The following is a 21,210-nucleotide window of genomic DNA, read 5'->3' as shown; positions in this document are numbered from 1 at the left end:
AATCACGCGAGGAGGTTATATGAATTCAACGATTATTTTAAAAGGAAATATATTATATACACCGAATCCATCAGCACTTGTATCTATTCAACAGGGTTATGTTATTGCTGTAGATGGGGTGGTTGTTCATTGTGGTGAAAGTATTCCTACAGTTTATACAGAGTATGATGTTGTTGATTACGGTGATAATCTCATTATTCCTGGTTTTGTGGATACCCATGCGCATGCACCACAATATTGTAATCGTGGACTTGGTATGGATAAGGGACTGTTACCATGGCTTGAAACTTATACATTTCCTGAAGAGGCAAAATTTATTGATCCTGACTATGCTCGTCTAGTATATGGCGCCTTTGTTCACGATTTATGGCGCAATGGTACGACGAGAAGTATTTTGTTTGGCACAATCCATAAAGACAGTACATTGGTGTTGATGGAGCTTTTACAAAAAGCAGGATTGTCAGCTTATGTGGGCAAGGTAAACATGGACCGTAATAGTCCGGAATTTTTGATTGAAGAAACGAATCAATCCTTAGCTGATACTAAAGTATGGTTAGATGCGTCAGCTCAATTTGGACCTTTAGTTAAACCTATTATTACACCGCGCTTTGTACCATCTTGTACGAGTGAACTCATGACAGGACTTGCTAAATTAGCGAAAGAATACGATGTTCCTGTTCAATCTCATTTGTCGGAAAATCACGGCGAAATTGATTGGGTCGCATCGTTACATCCTGAGTCGTCAAACTATACAGATGTGTACTATGAACATCATTTGATGGGTACCGTGCCAACTGTAATGGCCCATTGCATTCATTTGAGCGATGTAGAAATGGATCGCATGGCTGAAACGCAGACTATGGTATCTCATTGTCCATATTCGAATGTAAATCTTTCTAGCGGAATTGCACCGATTCGTAAGCTGATTGAGCGGAATATACCAATTGGTTTAGGCTCCGATATTTCTGGTGGACATATTGTATCGATGGCAAAGGTCCTTACTGAAGCTATTGGTCTATCGAAAATGAAATGGGCTGAAGTAGACCCAAACTATGCACCTCTTACCTTGAGTGAAGCCTTCTATATGGCTACCAAGGGTGGTGGACAATTTTTTGGCCACGTTGGAAGCTTTGAAAAAGGCTATGAATTAGATGCCCTTATTATCGATGATACGTCCCTATTCGACCTAAATGAACGTTCTTTGGAAGAGCGTTTAGAGCGCTGGCTATATGTAGGGGATGATCGCCATATTATTGAACGCTATGTGGCTGGTCGCGTAGTTCCGAGTCCAAAAGGGTAAAGTTTATATCTTACAGAAAAAAATATTGATATATTTAAAGCAGCTAGTTTGTATACCCTTCAAACTAGCTGCTTTTCGGTGCTTCTTTTAGAAACTGACCGAGGTGTTAGATAAACTTTGGATTATGATTTATGGTAGGTTTTATAGCTTTCCTGTTTATATTACTGAACAGGGCGATTTTGCTCATCAATTCACTTGGTGTATAATAAAAAAATGTACAAATTAAGAAAGTGGGGGTCTTAATGGATATATTAGGAGCAAGACGCTCTATTGAACAAAAGCTATTAATGCAATCTGTTGCTTTGATGGCGCTAGTTGCGGTGAGCGGCACTGTGATGGGGATTGTAACGGGATCTAGTGCAGTGTTGTTAGATGGGGTATTCTCCTTCGTTGATGTTGTTATTAAGATTATGATGCTTATGACAGCTAAGTTAGTTGCTAGAGAAACGAGTAAGCGATTCCAATTCGGTTTTTGGCAATTTGAACCTCTGGTGCTCGCCGTGGAGGGCTTTTTTATTCTTCTCATAGTAATTTATGCCTTATCTAGTGGGATTACAGATCTTTTGTCTGGTGGACGTCACGTAGACTTCGGGCCAGCTATTTTCTATGCTATATTCTTTACTGTTGCGGATACTGCTTACTATCTTTATGTACGTCGTATTAATAAAAGTTTGCAGTCTAACTTGATTAAATTTGATAATGTAAGCTGGTATGTCGATGCTTTGTTAGAAGCGGCTATCTTGATTAGTTTCGTTGTAGCTACTATGCTAGAAAGTACTGAATATGCTAGATGGGCTACTTATATTGACCCTATTGTATTAATTATTTTAGCGGTACAGATGATACCCTCTGCATTTCGTATCATTGTGCCATCCATGAAACAAATATTAGGATGGGCACCAACTTCATTGCATAATGAAGTGCAAGAAATTATGGATCGATTTATGGAAAAGTATAATTTTAAAGATTATGTGACGAGCGTGCAAGTATATGGCAATACTCGAATCATTGAAATTGATATTTTAGTTCCTAAAAGTTTTCCATATCAAACCATTGCTGAAATTGATGCTATTCGCAATGAAATTGACCAAGAAATCGGCGGTAACCCAACGGAAAAATGGGTGACCATTTCTTTTACAGGCACGCGTAAATGGATGGCAAAAGATTATTTGCTAGATGAAGAAGAGGATGAATAATATAAAATATTGGTGAGAAGTCTAGTATATAGCACATAATTTAATGATAAATACACCAATATATGGTATACTTAAACGTATTGAATATATTGTGCGTAACATAGTTGGAAAATGAGGTTTATAGTATGTTAGATTTAAAATTTGTCCGTGAAAATATTGATTTAGTGCAACAAAATTTAGATAATCGTCATACAAAAGGCGATCTGAAAACCTTTGTATCCGCTTATGATGAACGTCGTCAATTGATCGGTCGAGTAGAAGAATTAAAAGCGCTTCGCAATTCTGTAACAGAAGAAATTAGCAAATTAAAACGCAACAAAGAAAATGCTGATGAAAAAATCGCAGAAATGAAAAAAGTAGGCGATGAGATTGCTGAGTTTGATAACCGTATTCGCGAAGTGGAAACAAAATTGCGCGATGCGGCATTGATGTTGCCAAATATGTGTGATGCATCTGTTCCTGTAGGGGCCGATGAAGATGAAAATGTGGAGCAACGCAAATGGGGCGAACCACGTCAATTTAATTTTGATGTACAGGCTCATTGGGATTTAGGTGAAAGCCTCGATATCCTTGATTTCAATCGTGCAGGCAAAATGAGTGGAGCTCGCTTTACTGTGTATAAGGGGTTAGGGGCTCGTTTGGAACGCGCTCTTATCAACTTCATGGTGGATCTTCATGTAGATAAACATGGCTATACTGAAATGATGACGCCATATATGGTAACACGTGAAACTTTGACGGGCACTGGGCAATTGCCTAAATTTGCTGAAGATATGTACCATGTAGAGGGAACGGAATATTTCTTGATTCCAACTGCTGAGGTTACATTGACTAATTATCACGGTGGTGAAATTTTTAGCGAAGAGGAATTGCCTAAATACTATACTGCATTCACCGCATGTTTCCGTGCTGAAGCGGGTTCCGCGGGGCGTGATACTCGTGGCCTTATTCGACAACATCAATTTAACAAAGTTGAAATGGTTAAATTAGCTAAACCAGAAGATTCTTTCAAAGAATTAGAAACATTAACAGATAATGCAGAAGAAGTATTGCGCTTATTAGAATTACCGTTCCGTGTTATCACTCTGTGCACAGGTGATATGGGCTTTGGTTCTGCTAAAACCTATGATGTAGAGGTGTGGATGCCTGCACAAGGCAAGTATAGAGAAATTTCCTCTTGCTCTAATATGACTGATTTCCAAGCTCGTCGTGCTAATATTAAATTCCGTCGTGGACCTAAGGGTAAACCGGAATTTGTTCATACATTAAATGGATCTGGCCTTGCAGTAGGGCGTACGGTAGCTGCTATCTTGGAAAACTATCAACAAGCCGATGGGTCCGTTGTAATTCCAAAAGTTCTCGTGCCATACATGGGTGGCGTTGAAGTGATTTCACCGGCTAAATAAGAGGGGGCATTTTATGAGATTCTTTATTGATACAGCAGAATTTGATGAGATTAAAGAGGCCTATGATTTTGGTTTTATTGATGGCGTAACTACAAACCCATCGCTTATCGTGAAAGCTAAACGCGATTTGAAACAGGTTATTTCTGAAATTGCAAACCTTGTTGATGGACCTGTTAGCGCAGAGGTTATTTCCTCTGATGCTGAAGGCATGGTGGCGGAAGCACATGACCTTGTGAAATTAGGCTCTAATGTGGTTATTAAAGTTCCTATGACTCCAGAAGGTCTTAAAGCCGTTGCTATTTTGAGCAAAGAAGGCATTAAAACGAATGTGACTTTGATTTTTTCTGCAAACCAAGCCTTATTAGCTGCTCGTGCAGGTGCAAGTTATGTGAGTCCATTTGTGGGTCGTATTGATGATATCAGCATGGATGGTCTTACATTGATTCAAGATATTACAGATATTTTCGCTATTCATGAAATTGAAACTGAAATTATTGCTGCAAGTGTGAGAACTCCGCTGCATATTATTCAATGTGCTAAAGCAGGTGCTCATATTGCAACTGTTCCATTTAAAGTACTCATGCAAGCTATGAAACATCCGTTGACTGATGCAGGACTTGCAAAATTTATGGAAGATTGGAAACAAGCTAATCAATAAGTTAGAGACTCTAGGTAAGAGTCATATCAATACATAGAGGACTTATAAGGAGGCCCATTATGGATCGTACATTATCTTTGGAATTTGCTCGTGTCGTTGAAGCCGCAGCTTTGCGTAGCGGTCGTTTGCTTGGCCGTGGGCAAAAGGATGCAGCCGATGGTCTTGCTGTAGATGCTATGCGTCAAGCGTTTGATTCTGTTCGCATTTCTGGTACTGTGGTTATCGGAGAAGGCGAAATTGATGAAGCTCCTATGCTTTATATCGGAGAACACGTAGGTGCTGGCGGACCAGAAGTAGATATCGCTGTTGATCCTATTGAAGGGACAAACTTGATTGCTAAAGGTCAAAATGGTGCTATTGCAGTTATGGCGATTGCAGAAAAAGGTGGCTTGTTACATGCACCGGATATGTACATGGAGAAACTTTGTGTTGGTCCTCGAGGTGCAGGTGCTATCGATATTACGAAATCTTTGACCGAAAATATCAAAAATGTAGCGGCTAAAATGGAACGTAATGTAGATGAAATCACGTTGGTTATGCTTGATCGTGAGCGTCATCAAGGCTTGATGAAAGAGGCTCGTGAAGTAGGGGCTCGTATTATGCTCATTTCTGATGGTGATGTTAATCCAGCTATGGAATGTTGTATCGAAGGTTCTGGGGTGCACATGGTTGTAGGTACTGGTGGTGCACCTGAAGGTGTATTAGCGGCTGCAGCCTTAAAATGTGTAGGCGGCGATATGCAAGCTCGCTTAAAACCAGAAACGGAAGAAGAAATTCGTCGTTGCCATGAAATGGGCATTGCCGATGTAAACCAAGTGCTCACATTAAATGATTTAGTTCGTACTGATGATGTTATTTTTGCGGCTACTGCCATTACACGTGGTAACTTATTAAATCCAATTCAATATTTCCCAGGTGGTGCGCGTACACATACTATTGTGATGCGGTCTAAAACTGGTACGGTTCGTTTCCTTGATACAGTGCATATGGATCATAAACTTAAAACATTAAAAGCTAAATAAGAATAAAGCCCTGAAATATACTCAAAAATTTGGCACAAATTTTTGAGATATATTCAGGGCTTTTTTTTTCTTTGTATTTTCTCTCATTCTCTTGATGAGATATATCGAAAAATAGTATAATAACATTTAGTATATGACGTTATAAATACAAGGTCTTGTAGCTTATACAAGATGAACGATATAAAGTGTAGGAGGAATTCTGTTGGAAAAGTTAATCATTCAAGGTGGCAATCGATTGGAAGGACGTGTACGTGTTAGTAGTGCTAAAAATGCAGTACTCCCTATTATTGCCGGTACTTTGCTAGCATCAACGCCTAGTAAATTGCTTGAAATTCCAAATTTAGAAGATGTAGGCACGATTTGCCAAGTTATCGAGTCTTTGGGGGTTAAAATCACTCGTAATAATGCAGATGGTGAAATTGTTTTCGATGCTTCTACATTGACTGCTACGGAAGCTCCTTATGAACTTGTGCGTAAAATGCGTGCATCCTTTCTTGTCATGGGTCCACTTTTGGCTCGTAAAGGGGAGGCTAAAATCTCAATGCCTGGTGGATGTGCTATCGGTGCACGTCCCATTGATCTTCATTTAAAAGCATTTGAAGCATTAGGTGCAAAAATTGAAATTACTGAAGATTATGTATATGCTCATGCTCCGGAAGGACTTAAAGGGACTCAAATTTATTTGGATTTCCCAAGTGTGGGGGCTACAGAGAATGTAATTATGGCTGCTTCTATGGCGGAAGGTAAAACCGTTATCGAAAATGCTGCAGAAGAGCCTGAAATTGTTGATTTAGCTACATTCTTAAATGCTATGGGTGCTAATATTCGCGGAGCTGGTACAAATGTGATTCGTATTGAAGGTGTACCTCAATTACACGGTGCTATTCATACAGTTATTCCTGATCGCATTGAAGCTGGTACATATTTAATCGCTGCTGCTATGGCAGGTGGTGATGTATTCGTAGAAAATGCATTGCCAGAACATCTAAAACCAGTAGTGGCTAAATTAAAGGAAGCTGGTGTAACAGTAGAGGAAGAAATCGACGGCATTCGCGTTATCAGTAGTGGTAAAGGCATTAAAGCTGTCGATATTAAAACCTTGCCATACCCTGGATTCCCAACAGATATGCAAGCTCAATTCATGGCTCTTACCACGATTGCGGAAGGCACTAGTACAGTAACAGAAACTGTATTTGAAAATCGTTTTATGCATGTTGCTGAACTTCGTAAAATGGGGGCGCATATTGACATCGATAATCGTCAAGCTATTGTCGAAGGTATGCCAAGCTTACACGGGGCTATAGTGAATGCTACTGACCTGCGTGCTGGAGCGGCGCTGGTATGCGCTGCATTGACTGCGGAAGGTAGAACAGAAGTCGGTCGTTTACATCATATTGACCGAGGTTATGATGATTTTGTAGGTAAATTGCAAAGGTTAGGTGCTGATATTGTTCGGGTTGACGAATAAGAGTACACAGCCAAAACAAAATAAAAAGAAAAGAAGCCGGCGCTCTAAAGGGCCGGCTTTATACAACGAGCAACAGAACTTAGGTGCTGCAAAGGTTGAGAATTCGAAAGCGAGTACTACACGTAAACCATTGAGAAGGACAAAACGTAAGTCTACTAAGCTTTCAAATGGCGTGGCAAAGCAAGCTAATCATTTGGCCTCCAATATGCGCGAGACCATGATTAAAGTTACAAAAATGCGCCGTGCTGAACGACGTAGTCGTGAGACTGTAGCGATTGCTAAAACAACGCCAGCCATGACATTAAAACGTTTAGTTCGACCTGAGCAAGTTGGAGATTTTATGAGTCGTTTGAATCGATCCTTAAACTTCGATTTGGGAATTGATTTAGGGACTGCAAATATCCTCATTTTTGCGAAGGGTAAAGGCTTGGTATTAGATGAACCTGCGTATATTGCACGGGATGATAAAACCGGTGATATTCTTGCTTTAGGTGAGGCTGCACGTTCTATGGTAGGCCGCACTCCAAAAGGGATTTCCGTCATCCGTCCAGTTCAAGCGGGCGTTATTGCAGATTATGATATGACAGAATTCATGTTGAAGTACTTTATTCGCTCCGTTGTACCTGCTTCTAGATTGATGAAGACGCGTATTATCGTATGTGTGCCATCAGGCATTACACCTGTAGAGAAACGCGCCATTTTAGAGGCCTTACTCAGAACCGGTGCAAAAAAGACGGTCCTTATTGAAGAGCCATTGGCTGCTGCTATGGGGACTGGTCTCAATGATGCTAAGCACGTAGGGGCGATGGTTGTCGATGTTGGCGGTGGCACTACGGATATTGCCGTTCTTTGTGATACGGGTGTGGTTGTAAGTGAATCACTTCGCATCGGTGGAGATTCTTTTAACGAATCTATTATCCGTTATATCCGCCGTAAGAAGCGCCTCGTTATTGGTCCGCTAACGGCAGAGAAAATTAAAATTTCTGTAGGGACTGTGGATCGTCGTGCAAAGGAGCGTACGATTGAGGTACGAGGACGAGATGCAAGTTCTGGATTACCAAAGATGGTTGCGGTGAATTCTTTAGAGATTCAACGTGCTCTAGAAGCACAAGTGATGAATGTTTTGGAAGGCGTTAAGTCCATTTTAGAAAAAACTCCACCGGAACTTGTGGCCGCTATCAATGATCATGGTATCATTCTTACTGGTGGTGGCGCGCTCATCGATGGATTAGACCGTGTTATTACACGTTCTATTGGAATCGCGGCATACCTTGTAGAATCTCCAAGATATGCAGTAATTAAAGGTGTTGCAAAGGCTTTAGATGAAATGTCACAGCTTCGTGATACATTAGATGAGTTACAATAATATAGTTACAATAATATATCATGATGAAGTAAGCTTAAATTGACGAGGTTATGGTCTACAGTTATTCTATTTTATGTATGGAGTATCTTTAGACTGTAACTTCGTTTTTCGTTTATTTTTTGAATTTTTCATCTTTATGCTGTATACTATAGTAAAAGTATATTGCGTAAAATTGATGTAATGATATAAGGCCATTATTATGGTTTGTAGCTATAGAGGAATTAAAGATGAAACGATATCTGTATATGACTTTTGCTGTTTTAGGTCTACTGGGTAGTACCGTTCCTCATGCTGAGGCCGGTAATTTAACAGGGGTGCGCGTATCTAATCATGAAGGTACAAGCCGAATTGTTTTAGATGTATCTGAAATGCCTGTATCTTGGACTCAATCCTATAATGAAGAAACACATGCTCTTACATTGAACTTAGGGGGTACTACAAATGGTTTAACTGGCCCCATATCACAAAATGATAAAAAAACGGGAGTTCTTAAAGGCATTGGTTTACAACCGGTTAATGGGGCCTTACGAGTAACATTAACAGCGAATAAGGATGTACAACATCATGAGTTTGCATTAGAAAAGCCTTCGCGTATAGTAGTGGATTTATTTTCTGGCTATGCGCAACAGACTACAAAAGATGTAAATAAATCTGTAACGTATAGCAAAATTAATAACACCGTAGCTGAAGGGAAAATTCAAGCCTTTGCATTGACCGTAGATAATGATTCACCTATGGTGGTGGCGCATGTTCCAGAAGGTAAACCATTATCTTCTGTCACTCAAGCTCATACAGCTATCATTGGAGCAAAGGTAAAAGGGGGCAGTTTTGAACGACCTTACTCAGTGGCGAGTGATGGAGCCATTGATTTAGAGCGTATTTCTAATCGTGGTACGTTACGATATACGCCTAATAGAGGATACTTTATAGAAGAGAAAAAACCTTTGCTTCAAGCTAAAACAAAGAATGAGAGTTTTGTAATCACCTCCGTTGATACGGTTCGTAAAGAGAATGCATTGACCCTTTATACGTCAACTTATGGTCCTTCTACAAAGACCAATGAATATGGTTATGAAGTGACTGTAGCTAATGGCAAGGTTATTAGTAAACAAAAGGGAAATTCTAAAATTGGGGAAAACCAATACGTATTGTCTGGTCATGGCGAATCTGGAAGTGCTTTACGTAAATTAAAAGTTGGAACACCTATTACGATTCAAAATAGAGAAGAACTTGCTCAAGTTAGTACTACCGGTGGAGCTAGTTTAGAAGTGGGCACTATGGTGATGAAAGGCGGTCGCTATGTAGGAGCTGATGAATCTAATAACAAAGGTCGTAGTTTCATTGGAACCACAAAGGAACATGATTTAGTTGTGCTAACAGTTGATAAATCCGAACTTCAATCTGTAGGTGTGACTCAAAAAGAAGGAGCTCAGTTATTGTCTAAATTAGGTGTTGTTGATGGCGCTGAATTATCAAATCAAGGTAGCATTGATATAGTTATCAATGATGATTATGTACACAAATCTTCTGCACCTATGAGTTATGAGGATATAGTAATCATAAAATAGATTCGTTGCATACAATTTTGTTTGAAATATTACTAATAATTTAGTATACTATAAATACATAACTAATTTTGTAAAAGGAGGGATCGTTATGAAAAGAGTAGTGTTAGCTTTAGCTGCATTAGGTATTTTAAGTGTTAGCTCTGTAATGGCGGCCCCTGTATCATACCAAAGTGTATTAACAGGTAAAGTTGCTTCTACAGTTTCTGTTGGTACTTCTGTAACAGAAGGCCAAACATTGGTGACTGTAGAGACATTGGCTGGTCCTATGGCTGCTGCTAAATCTACTGTAACTGGTACTGTAACGGCGGTTAATGTTACAGTGGGTTCAGACGTTTCTCGTGATCAAATCGTTGTCACTGTAGAAAGTAAATAAAGGAGAGAAGGAATGAAGTTTTCTCATTCTTGGCGTTGGTATAGAAAAGCGATACTGGCGCTTTTCTTCTGTACTTCACTTACAACTGCACAGGCTATTGATTTTATGCCTGTCAATGATGTAACAACAGGTATGGAAGGTATTGCAAAAACTGTAATCGTAGGGGATACTATTTCCACCTTTGATGTAAAGGTACTGGGTGTCATGAAGGATAAGGGACCATCTGGTCATCTTATTTTAGCCAAGTTTTCCGGCCCCGTTATGGATCAAACTGGTGGCATTGCGCATGGTATGAGTGGTAGCCCTGTATATATAAATGGTAAACTCGTTGGGGCTGTTGCTTATGGCTGGGGGTTTGCGGATGGTACGATAGGTATGATTACTCCTATTGAGGATATGGTCAAACTATGGAATATACCATATGAGAAAAACTTATCTAAACCTTGGGATGATACACAATTGATTCCTTTAGGTACTCCACTTATGGCATATGGCTTCGATGCGGCATCAATGGAATACTTTAAATCGAAGTTACCACAATATAAATATGAAACATATGACACCGCAAGTGCTAGTGGTGATGAAATTGCAAAACCTTTAGAAGCTGGTGGCTCAGTAGCGGCTTTGCTAGTTGATGGTGACCTTAAATTGGGCGCTATTGGTACTGTTACTCATGTAGATGGTGAAAAGGTTGTTGCCTTTGGTCATCCATTCTTAAAACATGGTTCTTCTAACTATTTTATGCACAATGCAAGTATCTTTACCGTTGTAAAAAGCTATAATGCTGCCTTTAAGCTTGGCTCTATGGGTAAAGAGATTGGCTCTGTTACCGAAGATAGAGGTGCCGGTATTGCAGGTGTATCAGGCGTGATTTCGCCAGGTATTCCATTGCGATTCCATTTAAAGGATATTGATATGGGCCGTGATAGAACTAGTTCCGTCAAGGTTATTGAAGATGGTGAAATGACACCAACTTTAGCAGCTACAGCCTTATACAATATGTTGAATAAAACATTGGATCGCAGTGGCTCTGGTACGGCTACAATTTCTTATACTATTACGCCAAAAGGGAAAGAACATAAGCCATTAACGCGGACAAATATGTTCTACAGCTCTGATTCTATTAGTGAAAAAGCAGTTGATGAATTTTATAATGTCATTGATGTTCTTATGAACAATCGATTCATCAACTATGAAATTTCGGATATTTCGGTTGAAACAAACGTAACGCAAGATAAGAAAACAGCAAAGCTTATCGATGCTTCTGCTTCGTCTACTGTAGTTTCTCCTGGGGATACTATCGTAGTAGATGTAACATTAGAGCCGTTCCGCGGTGAAAAGGTTATTAAACAAATTTTCTTTAAGGTACCTGAAGATCAAGCTATTGGTAAGTATACCTTAGAGGTGCGTGGCGGTGGCGAGATTCCATTACCATACGTATTGGAAAAACAGAAATATAATTTAACAGATGAAATTTTACGCCGTTTGAAAGTTCATAAAGATTTTGATGAGCTTTATGATGAAATTCAAAAGACAGATACAAATAATCAAATCGTTGTAGAATTTTTGGAAGATGGTATCAGCTTAGTTGATGAAGATGGCTCTCAATCTGTTAAAAAGGCTAAGCTTAAAGATGTGGAATCAAAACCTATGCCAGGGGATGTAAAGAAAAAAACAGGTCAAGAAGATTTGAGTTCTAGTAAGGATGATGAAAAGAAACCTGAAAAGACTGCTGTTGATACTGAGTACATTGTGCAAGGTGATGGTCAATTTACGATTCATGTAATGAAGCCTGCTGATCGGGATAAAGAATTAGCAAAACGTGTCAAAGAAGCGAAACATCAGATTAAGATGGAACGCAAGTTAGAATTGGAAGATCAATCTAAAAAAGATAAAACGGATAAAGCTGAGTCTAAAAAGGATTCTAAAAAAGAGTCGAAAGAAACCAATAAAAAAGATGAGGCTAATGCTGGTGGAACAAATACAGCTGAATAAGTTGAAACTGTAAGGGAAAGGGATAGACTGTTGAGTTGGCTAGAATCGATAGGTCGAGTCGTCATAAACGGCTTATCGCAGATGGGTAGTGCTACATTATTAGTGTGGCAAACAATAAAACAATTAAAAATGATTAATCTGTGGCATGTATTTCAACAGATGGCTCACTTAGGGGTAGACTCCTTGCCTATTATTAGCTTAACTCTACTCTTTGCTGGTGCCGTTATGACCTTACAGATTACAGATGTACTCATTACCTATGGTGCTCAAAGTACAGTAGGTGGCCTTATGGCTGTAGCTATGGGCCGTGAATTGGGTCCTATCTTAGTTGGTGTAGTATTAGCCGGCCGTGTTGGCGCAGCTATCACGGCTGAAATTGGTACAATGAAGGTAACAGAACAAATTGATGCCCTACGTGTTATGGCTGTTGATCCTGTTGGTTACCTCGTGGTACCACGTGTAGTAGCGTGTATGATTATGGTGCCAATTTTGGCATTTTATGGTGTTGTTATCGGTATTGCCGGTGGTTACTTTGTAGCCACTGTTATCAAGGGTTTGGCGCCTAGTACATATTTAGATTCTATTCAAATGTTTTCTACCATTTCAGATTTCACCTTAGGACTTATAAAGTCTAGTGTGTTTGGTGCTGTCATTGCATTGGTAGGTGCTTATAAGGGCATGGAAACTAAAATGGGCGCAGAAGCTGTTGGTTTTTCCACTACTAGTTCTGTAGTAACTAGTATTATTCTAGTATTTGTATTAAATTACTTTTTATCTACATTGTTATTTTAGTGGATATTTTTAGAGGGATTTATGATTGAACTACGCAATGTTGTAGTTGCCTACGAGTCACGTGTGATTTTAGACTCTGTTAATCTCACTATTAATGATGGGGAGACGTTAGTTATATTAGGCGGCAGTGGTAGTGGTAAAAGTACATTACTTCGCTTATTAATAGGTTTACAACGTCCTACATCAGGGCAGATTATCGTAGATGGCACAGATATAACTACATTATCTGAAGATGAATTTAATACGGTACGAAGAAAAATGGGGATGGTATTCCAATATTCAGCTTTGTTTGATTCTATGTCGGTAGGTGAGAACGTAGCTTTTGGTTTGCGTCAACATACGAAGTTAAAGGATGACGAAATCAAACGCATTGTGGCAGAAAGACTTGATTGGGTTGGTTTAAAGGGATATGAGTCCTATATGCCTAATGAGTTATCTGGTGGTATGAAAAAGCGGGTTAGCTTAGCTCGTGCTATAGCACTAGATCCGAGTTTAATTCTTTATGATGAACCTTCATCAGGGTTAGATCCTATTACATCAGGTACGATTAGTATGCTAATTAAGGGGATGCAGAATCGGCTTGGTTGTACTTCTATCGTGGTAACACATGATATGCAGTCAGCATTTTATGTTGCTGACCGCATAGCTTTACTCGATCAGGGGCATTTTGTAGAAATTTCTGATACAATAGAATTTAAGAATTCTACAAATAAGAAGGTACAACAATTTATTCATGGTGAAGCAGAGCCGATTAACGAATCTGCGATGGGAGATATATAATGAAGTGGACGATGGAGGCCAAGGTAGGGGCTTTTACAATAATAGGTATAGTTCTATTTATTGCAGGCATACTATTTGTAGGCCGTATCGATATTTGGGCTAAACCGCAAATGACAATTACAGGTGATTTCACTCAAGTAAATGGCCTAAAAAATGGGAATCAGGTTAAATTTTCCGGCGTGGCCATCGGGACTGTTTCTGATATTGAAATTACACCGCGTGGCGTTGTGGTTAAGATGAAACTTGATGAAAAAACGCAGATTCCAAGTGACTCAATCTTTTCCTTGGGGTCAGATGGTTTTTTAGGTGATAAATTTATTCAAATTTCACCAGGACAGTCTAAAGTATATTTACAAGATGGTGACTCCGTTAAAGGTGAAGGCGTTGATGCTGTGGATAAGGCCATGCAGAGTGCACAAAAATTAATGGATGGTACTGAGAAGATGCTACAGTCTATTAATAGTATTATTGGTGATCCTGCAACTCAAAGTGCACTTAAATATTCTTTGCAATCTACAGCTGTGATGGCTGATAATGCGGTAGCTATTACACAAAATATGGCGGATGTAACGGCTCAGCTAAATCAAGCAGCACAACAGTTTAATGCTGATGGTAATGCAGGCAATGATATGCGTGCTATTTTAACTAATTTAAAACAAACTACTGATCGTGTAGATAATATGGCTCGTACCATGGAATCAACTGTAACAGATCCTAAAGCACAAGAAAATATTAAGGAGACTTTACATAATACGGCACAGATTTCAGCTCGCATCAATAAACTGATGGGCGGAAAGGCGTACCAAACGGATGTAAATGGAAAGAGTGTAGAGGTTGGTATGACTGAAAAAAAGTCATCTACCAAGATTGAACCATCTGTAGATTTGTTGTATAACACAACGGATAATGAATTCCGTGTCAATGGTAGAGTACGTGCCTTTAACAATAAAGGAATGGCTGAAATTGGCCTTTCTAATATAGGTGATGATACTACTTTTGATCTGAATGCAGGTCGATTTATCAGTTCTAAATGGTTGGTGCGTGGTGGTATTTTTGAAAGTGAATTGGGTCTTGGGGTGGATTATAACCTCCGTGGTCCAGTGTCCTTATCAGCCGCGCTATATGACCTTAATCATCGTAAATATCGTATTCGTAGTGATATACGTTTGCATAAAGATACCTATGGCGTTATTCAAATGACCAGACCGTTCAGTTCTACGAATGGAGGTACCTATTTCGGTATTAAACAAGTATTCTAATGACTAACACATTTACTCTATATGAGTATGGAGGTACATATTATGAATAAAAAGGTTCTTTCCTTAGGTGTAATGCTTTCTTTAGTTACTACTGGTGCATTCGCCGCTGATGTAGTAACTACATCCGTTAACAACGGAGACCAATTAAGCAAATATCAAAAAGAAGCTATTCAATTAACACAAAAGCAATTAGCAGAAAAATCTGTTTTAGACAGTAAAACCTATGAACGTACATTAGCTTTAAACGAAGCCCGTACGGTTGATTTAGCATTAGCTAATAATCGTACAGCTAAGCAAACTAAATGGGGTTATGAAGCTGCTAAATCTGCAGTAAGCCAAGTAGCAGCTGGTAAGAATCCAAGTGTTAGTTATGGTTGGAGTGCTCAAAAAACGGGCGGTGACACAGGTAGTGGCAAATCTGGTAGTCATAACTTCTCCATTAGTGCGCCTGTATTCAATCCACAACTCGATGCAAGCATTGATTCTGCACGTTATACTCGTGAAGGTACTGGTGCTAGCTATGAAGAGGCTTTACAACAATCAAAATATGATGCTCTTAACGGTTATTATACATTGATTATGAGCCGTAATATGGTAGATGTAGCACAACAAGCTGTTAAAGATTATCAAGGTCATGTAACCAATGTAGAGGCACAGTATAATGTTGGTTTAGTGGCGAGCTCCGATGTATTGGCCGCTAAAACAAATCTTGATGATTCTCAAACATCTCTTGTAAAAGCGCAAAATGCTGCAAATTTAGCAGAGGCGAACTTAAATCAAGTTATTGCATACCCTGCACAAACGGCTATTACTACAGCAGAGCATGATTTACAATATAAACCATATAATGTAACCTTGGAGCAAGCGAAAGCATATGCTATGCTTCATCGTTCCGCTCTTGTTAAATCAGCTCTTGATGTAAAATCTGCGGAAGAAGCTGTAAAATCTGCTAAGGCGGGTTATTTGCCTACGGTTGCTGTAAAAGCTGGTCGTGGCTATGGTGATCCAGATGGTTACTTTGGTACAAGTACAAAGTCCTGGAGTGTTGGTGCTAGTGCTACTTGGAACTTATGGGATGGTGGTGCAACACAAAATGCTATTAAAAAAGCAAATGCACAACTTGAACAAGCAAAAGAAGCTAATTTGGCAACTGTTGATGCTGTATTGTTAGCCGTACAAAAAGCATACTTGAATTTACGAGCTGCTGAACAAACAATCCAAAGTACACAAACTGCAGTCGCACAAGGTCAAGAAAGTTTCCGTATTGCTACGCTTCGTTACCGTGCAGGTGTTGGTACGAACCTTGATGTACTTGATGCAGAAACTAAGTTGACAACAGCTCGTAATAACTATGTAGAAGCTCTTTATAATTACAATATTAGCATTGCGGCTCTTGAACAATTAACAGGCGTTCCATTGTCTACACCTGTAGGTCAAGGTGCTGAAGTTATCGCTAATAGTGGTGCTGTTGAACAATTGTCAAAACTAGGCGGCAATCAATAATATGATCTTTAAAAAGACGACTTCGGTCGTCTTTTTTTCTTGTAATGGACATTATAGACAATGAGTGTTCTTGATAGGTTTTATAAAATTCACTCTGAAAATACTATAGTTATTACTGTGTCTGTGGTAAGATTAGTATATATATTTATATTATTCATAATGTGTATGGGAGTATCATTATGACCCGTAAAAAGTGGCTCCTTATCGGTGCAGCGATTTTAGGTTTGTCTAGTATTGTTGGTGCCAGCATCAATCCTATGGCTCAAACTTACATTGCACCTATGGTTAAAGAACAAGTAAATAATGTCATAAACGGATCTATAGACTATGATTCTCTCCGAATTAATTGGAATGGTGATGTTGTTCTAACAGATGTGACTATCAAAGATAGAGATGGTCATTTAGTTGGAACTGCTCAAGAGGTAGCTGTAGGAGTTAAACTATCTTCTTTGCCGAAGATTGTCGGTGGCAACACATCAGGGGCTACGGCTATTTCTAGTGTAATCGTTGAGGCGCCAGATTTTCATATATGGCAACTAGCTGATGGGTCGTGGAGTATAACTAAGTTAGTAAAACCATCCGATCCAAATAAGTCGGGTACTTTTGATGGCTCTGTGACTATTAATGATGGTCGCGTAGCGCTACGTACTAAAGATGGAATAAAGAGGAATGTAGAAAATCTTGATGGGACTATGGCGCTTGATATGAGTGGCATGTCTAAAGGTGCCTTTACTGCTGATGTAGATGGTTCCGCAATTACCTTGAATGGCAAAATTGATATGAACAATGTATCTAATTTTGATCTCTTTGTACAAGCTGATGAAATTGATACTGCTGGTATTATGAGTTTTGTTCCACTTCGTAAGGATCTATCTGTAACGAGTGGTAAGTTACAAGATTTACATTTAAATCTTAAAAGTGAAGATGGCAAATACATTATGAGTGGTAATGTAGGCTTTAAAGGTTTAACAGGCACTTATAAACGGGGTAATACAATTTATAATATTACCGATGGCACGGGTCGCATTATGCTTAATAATGATCAAATCGTTATTAGTCGTAGTTCTTGGAGGGTAAATGATCAAGTAACAAAGATCAATGGCTTAGTTACACTAGGCAAAGATGAAGAGTATTTAAATCTTAATGTTGTGGCCGATAAAGTAGATTTAGAGGCGATAACAGACGTCGGTGTTTCTGGTATTGTAGGTGGGCGTGCACATATTGGTGGCACGACAGTAGCTCCACGTGTAGATGCAACGATTGCTAGTGATGGTATTTCTTATAATGGTTACTATATTGATCGTTTACAAGGTGATATTGTATATGATAACGGTTTAGTTCGTACGGATGATGTGCGCCTATCAGTAGGCGAAGGTAGTGCAAAGGTTAAGGGCCAATATGTGGTTGATACAGGGGATTTTGATACTACTATAAAGATTCAAAATTTACCTTTAGGCACTTTCACAAAAGATATGATCTCACCGGTTACAGGTAATATCGATGGTGAGATGCGTATCTTAGGAAAAAATAATCAAGTTACAGATGTTGTAGGCTCTGTTAAAGGTCGCCAAATAGGCATTCGCGGTGTTGTAGTTGATACTGCAAAAGCTAACTTTACGCATGCTGATAATAGTACAAATATGACCGTTGTAGGCACTATAGGAGATGGGGCGCTAAGCGGATATGGCTATATCCAAAATGGTAATATAGATGCCACTATTTCCGGTAATGCATTGCCATTGACCGCACTAAGTCTTATTATTGGTCAAGATGTTGATGGCACCTTGAATACCTCTTTTGCGATACAAGGTACATTGGATAATCCAAATGTAATGGGCACTGTATGGGGGCAAGAGGTACATTATAAAGGGGCTCGATTCAATAATATCCATGGAGATATTAAGCTAGATAACCATATTCTCACTATCACCAATGGACATATTGGTGATGGCGATGGGGGCTATGATGTTAATGGTTGGTATAATCTTAATACAGATGTGTTAGATCTAAATGCCAAGGCTCGGGCTGCTCGTATTGAAAATGTGATTCGTACTGTTACAGATGTTCCTATTACAGGTTGGTTTGAAACAGACAATCATATTACAGGGACGGCTGCAAATCCGATTATAGAAGGTCGTGCTCATTTGTGGGATGGTTCTGCTTATGGCAAACTCGTGACCAATGCGTTTGCAAAATATAACTATCAGAATGATACATTAGAGCTTTATAGATTTGATATTGAAGGTTATGGTGCAACTATCACAGGTGGCGGTACAGTATCTAAAGAAGCAATTAATATTGATTTTGAAGGCAAAAAAATTGATATGGGCAGATTGCTCATTAATACGGATTACAAAGTTGATGGTTTGCTATCTGGTCGAGGACAAATTACTGGATCTGTGGATAACCCTCAATTCAATGGCTATATTTCATCCGATGCCTTATCAGTTAATGGGGAATTATTGAACGATATTCATGGTCGTGTTTATGCAGATAAATCGGTTGTAAATGTGCAAGATTTCACCTTTGCTGAAGCCGATGGTGGTCGCTACACTGCTAAAGGTGGTATGAAGTTTGATGATAGTAGACAACTATTTGGTGTATTAGATGTTACTAATGGTAGCGTAAAGAATTTGCTAACCTTGCTAGACCGGTCCAATGAACACATTGATGGCAAATTAAATGGTTCTGTTGAAATCGGAGGTACACGCGACAATCCAAGCGTTAATGTAACAGGCAAGATTAATGATGTAAGTATTGATGAAAAGATTGTTGGTGATGCAACTATCGATGCAAGTCTTGCTAATCGTAAATTCAAAGTTACAACTTTGAAACTGCCTGTTGATGAAGGTCTCATTGCAATAGGCGGTACGATGGATCTTGATGGTCAAGCGGACTTACAGGTTGCATTAAAGGATGTTGATATAGTACCGTTCTTGCCACTTATGGGTAAGGATATTCAAGCTACTGGTTGGGTGACTGGCGTTGTAAATATCACTGGGGAAACTAAGAATCCTAAAGTAGAATTATCCGGTGCTGTAGAGTCGGGGTCCTTTAATGGTGTTGGTATTGATGAAGGTTTTGTATTGGCTACAATGCAAGATCAAGTTATTCAGATTCAACGAATTCAAGGTGCCAAAAGTGGGTATAAACTTAGCGTCTATGGTAAGATTCCATTAGCGGCAATCTTTACGTCTGGGTATATTCCAGCAAATGATAGCAAATCTATGGATGTAACTATTGATTTTAACGAAGCAGATATGGCTGTTATCCCTCTTCTTACAACTAGTGTTAAGGAGGCAACAGGTCCGTTAAAAGGCACGGTTCACATTACAGGCACTATTGATCAGCCTGAAGCATATGGTACTGTATCGGTACGTAATGGTACGATGAAATTAGCAAGTGTAGAAAATCAAATTACTGGTATTGATGGTGACTTAATTTTCTCTGGTCAACAAGGTGATTTCCAATCCCGTATTAATATGGGCAAAGGCTCAGCTGGTTTGGCTGCTAAAGTAAATTGGTCTGGACATACTCTTACTAATTACAAGGCGGCAGTTCAGCTAGAAGACTTAGAGGTTCGCAGTGAATATGTAAGAGGACCGTTGAATGGTGAACTTTATATTGCTGACCGAGATGGATTGCCGACCCTTATTGGTACTTTAAATCTTGAAAAGATTCAATTCAAAATTCCTCTTTCCTTACAATCTAGTGAAAGTACCAAAGATATGGGGGTGGATGTTACTGTTCATGCGGGTAAAGGTGTACGTTTATATGATCGCACCTTATACAACATGTTTATCAGTGGCGATGTTCATTTTGGTGGATCTTTACAAAATCCAACTGCTAGTGGTCAATTTGATGTTAGAAATGGCACGTTTAAGTATTTGAGCCATGTATTTAATATTACAAAAGGGAATGCCCATTTCGTAGGTGGCTCTTATTTACCAAACTTACAATTAGAGGCTGAAACAAATGTAAGTAATTACACTATTATGCTTGGCGTAAAAGGGACAGTGGATCATATGGACTTATCATTGTCCTCTAATCCTACATTGTCTAGAAAGCAAATCATTTCCATGTTGACCTTCGGCCGCGGTGCAGATTCAAATAGTAGTACTTTGACAAATGAAGATGTGAATGCCGTGGCTACAGCAGGGCTTCAAATGTTTGCTTTTGGCTATGTACAAGATGCATTACAAAATACACTTGGGTTAGACCGCATCAATATTACAACAGGGTCAATTGATCCCGATGAGCCAACCAATAGGGATACGGCAAGTAATTATAATATTGAAATCGGTAAATATGTATTACCGAGAGTCATGTTGACTTATTCTCAAGGTATTAATAACAAACAAAATAAATATGGTATAGAATATTCTGTTAAACGAAACCTTAAGTTCACGGGATGGCATACATCAAAAGGGAACAATTATATAGGTGGTCGTTGGACACGTAGCTTTTAAGAGTATGGCTAGAATGTGTAAACCCCTTAGGTATGCACATTCTAGTCATATTAAT

15 protein-coding genes are annotated in these 21,210 nt (G+C 39.1%); all 15 read left to right on the top strand.

The features are described 5' to 3' along the window. Positions 1–19: 19 nt before the first annotated feature. Positions 20–1,300, top strand: a complete 1,281-nt coding sequence (guaD, locus tag HMPREF0873_RS09495; protein WP_008715808.1) for a guanine deaminase — start codon at positions 20–22, stop codon at positions 1,298–1,300. A 242-nt stretch (positions 1,301–1,542) separates the two neighbouring features. Next, a complete protein-coding gene (locus tag HMPREF0873_RS09490; RefSeq protein WP_004695437.1) occupies positions 1,543–2,496 on the top strand; it encodes a cation diffusion facilitator family transporter in 954 nt (317 codons plus the stop codon). Between the two features lie 125 nt (positions 2,497–2,621). After that, a complete protein-coding gene (serS, locus tag HMPREF0873_RS09485) occupies positions 2,622–3,902 on the top strand; it encodes a serine--tRNA ligase (protein ID WP_008715806.1) in 1,281 nt (426 codons plus the stop codon). Positions 3,903–3,915: 13 nt separating this feature from the next. Further along, complete coding sequence (gene fsa / locus HMPREF0873_RS09480; protein WP_008715804.1) at positions 3,916–4,560, top strand: fructose-6-phosphate aldolase; 645 nt, start codon at positions 3,916–3,918, stop codon at positions 4,558–4,560. Between the two features lie 59 nt (positions 4,561–4,619). Next, positions 4,620–5,582, top strand: coding sequence for a class II fructose-bisphosphatase (glpX, locus tag HMPREF0873_RS09475; protein WP_004695442.1), 963 nt, complete (start codon positions 4,620–4,622; stop codon positions 5,580–5,582). A 202-nt stretch (positions 5,583–5,784) separates the two neighbouring features. Next, complete coding sequence (murA, locus tag HMPREF0873_RS09470; protein WP_004695444.1) at positions 5,785–7,050, top strand: UDP-N-acetylglucosamine 1-carboxyvinyltransferase; 1,266 nt, start codon at positions 5,785–5,787, stop codon at positions 7,048–7,050. Then, complete coding sequence (locus HMPREF0873_RS09465; RefSeq protein WP_038125913.1) at positions 7,031–8,416, top strand: rod shape-determining protein; 1,386 nt, start codon at positions 7,031–7,033, stop codon at positions 8,414–8,416. The genes murA and HMPREF0873_RS09465 overlap by 20 nt, the downstream gene beginning before the upstream one ends. Before the next feature lie 227 nt (positions 8,417–8,643). Further along, positions 8,644–9,984 (top strand): phosphodiester glycosidase family protein, encoded by a 1,341-nt coding sequence (locus HMPREF0873_RS09460; protein WP_008715801.1) that lies wholly within the window; start codon positions 8,644–8,646, stop codon positions 9,982–9,984. Between the two features lie 88 nt (positions 9,985–10,072). After that, positions 10,073–10,357 (top strand): biotin/lipoyl-containing protein, encoded by a 285-nt coding sequence (locus HMPREF0873_RS09455; protein ID WP_004695449.1) that lies wholly within the window; start codon positions 10,073–10,075, stop codon positions 10,355–10,357. A gap of 12 nt (positions 10,358–10,369) precedes the next feature. Beyond that, positions 10,370–12,352 carry a SpoIVB peptidase S55 domain-containing protein gene (locus tag HMPREF0873_RS09450; protein ID WP_008715799.1) on the top strand — a complete coding sequence of 661 codons (1,983 nt, stop codon included), beginning with the start codon at positions 10,370–10,372 and terminating at the stop codon, positions 12,350–12,352. Positions 12,353–12,382: 30 nt separating this feature from the next. Then, entirely contained in the window at positions 12,383–13,144 is a 762-nt protein-coding gene (locus HMPREF0873_RS09445; protein WP_004695453.1) for an ABC transporter permease, read from the top strand. A gap of 21 nt (positions 13,145–13,165) precedes the next feature. After that, on the top strand, positions 13,166–13,924 hold the full coding sequence (locus HMPREF0873_RS09440; protein WP_004695454.1) for an ABC transporter ATP-binding protein: 759 nt from the start codon (positions 13,166–13,168) through the stop codon (positions 13,922–13,924). Continuing rightward, entirely contained in the window at positions 13,924–15,183 is a 1,260-nt protein-coding gene (locus tag HMPREF0873_RS09435; RefSeq protein ID WP_008603460.1) for an MlaD family protein, read from the top strand. The genes HMPREF0873_RS09440 and HMPREF0873_RS09435 overlap by 1 nt, the downstream gene beginning before the upstream one ends. Positions 15,184–15,225: 42 nt before the next feature. After that, positions 15,226–16,686, top strand: a complete 1,461-nt coding sequence (locus tag HMPREF0873_RS09430; protein ID WP_038125910.1) for a TolC family protein — start codon at positions 15,226–15,228, stop codon at positions 16,684–16,686. Positions 16,687–16,865: 179 nt separating this feature from the next. After that, positions 16,866–21,155 carry a translocation/assembly module TamB domain-containing protein gene (locus tag HMPREF0873_RS09425; protein WP_038125909.1) on the top strand — a complete coding sequence of 1,430 codons (4,290 nt, stop codon included), beginning with the start codon at positions 16,866–16,868 and terminating at the stop codon, positions 21,153–21,155. Positions 21,156–21,210: the final 55 nt, after the last annotated feature.

It is taken from the genome of Veillonella sp. 3_1_44 (assembly GCF_000163715.1).
Lineage (GTDB): Bacteria > Bacillota > Negativicutes > Veillonellales > Veillonellaceae > Veillonella > Veillonella parvula_A.
Note: the sequence above shows the minus strand (reverse complement) of the source record. Positions and strands in the feature narration are given on the sequence as shown.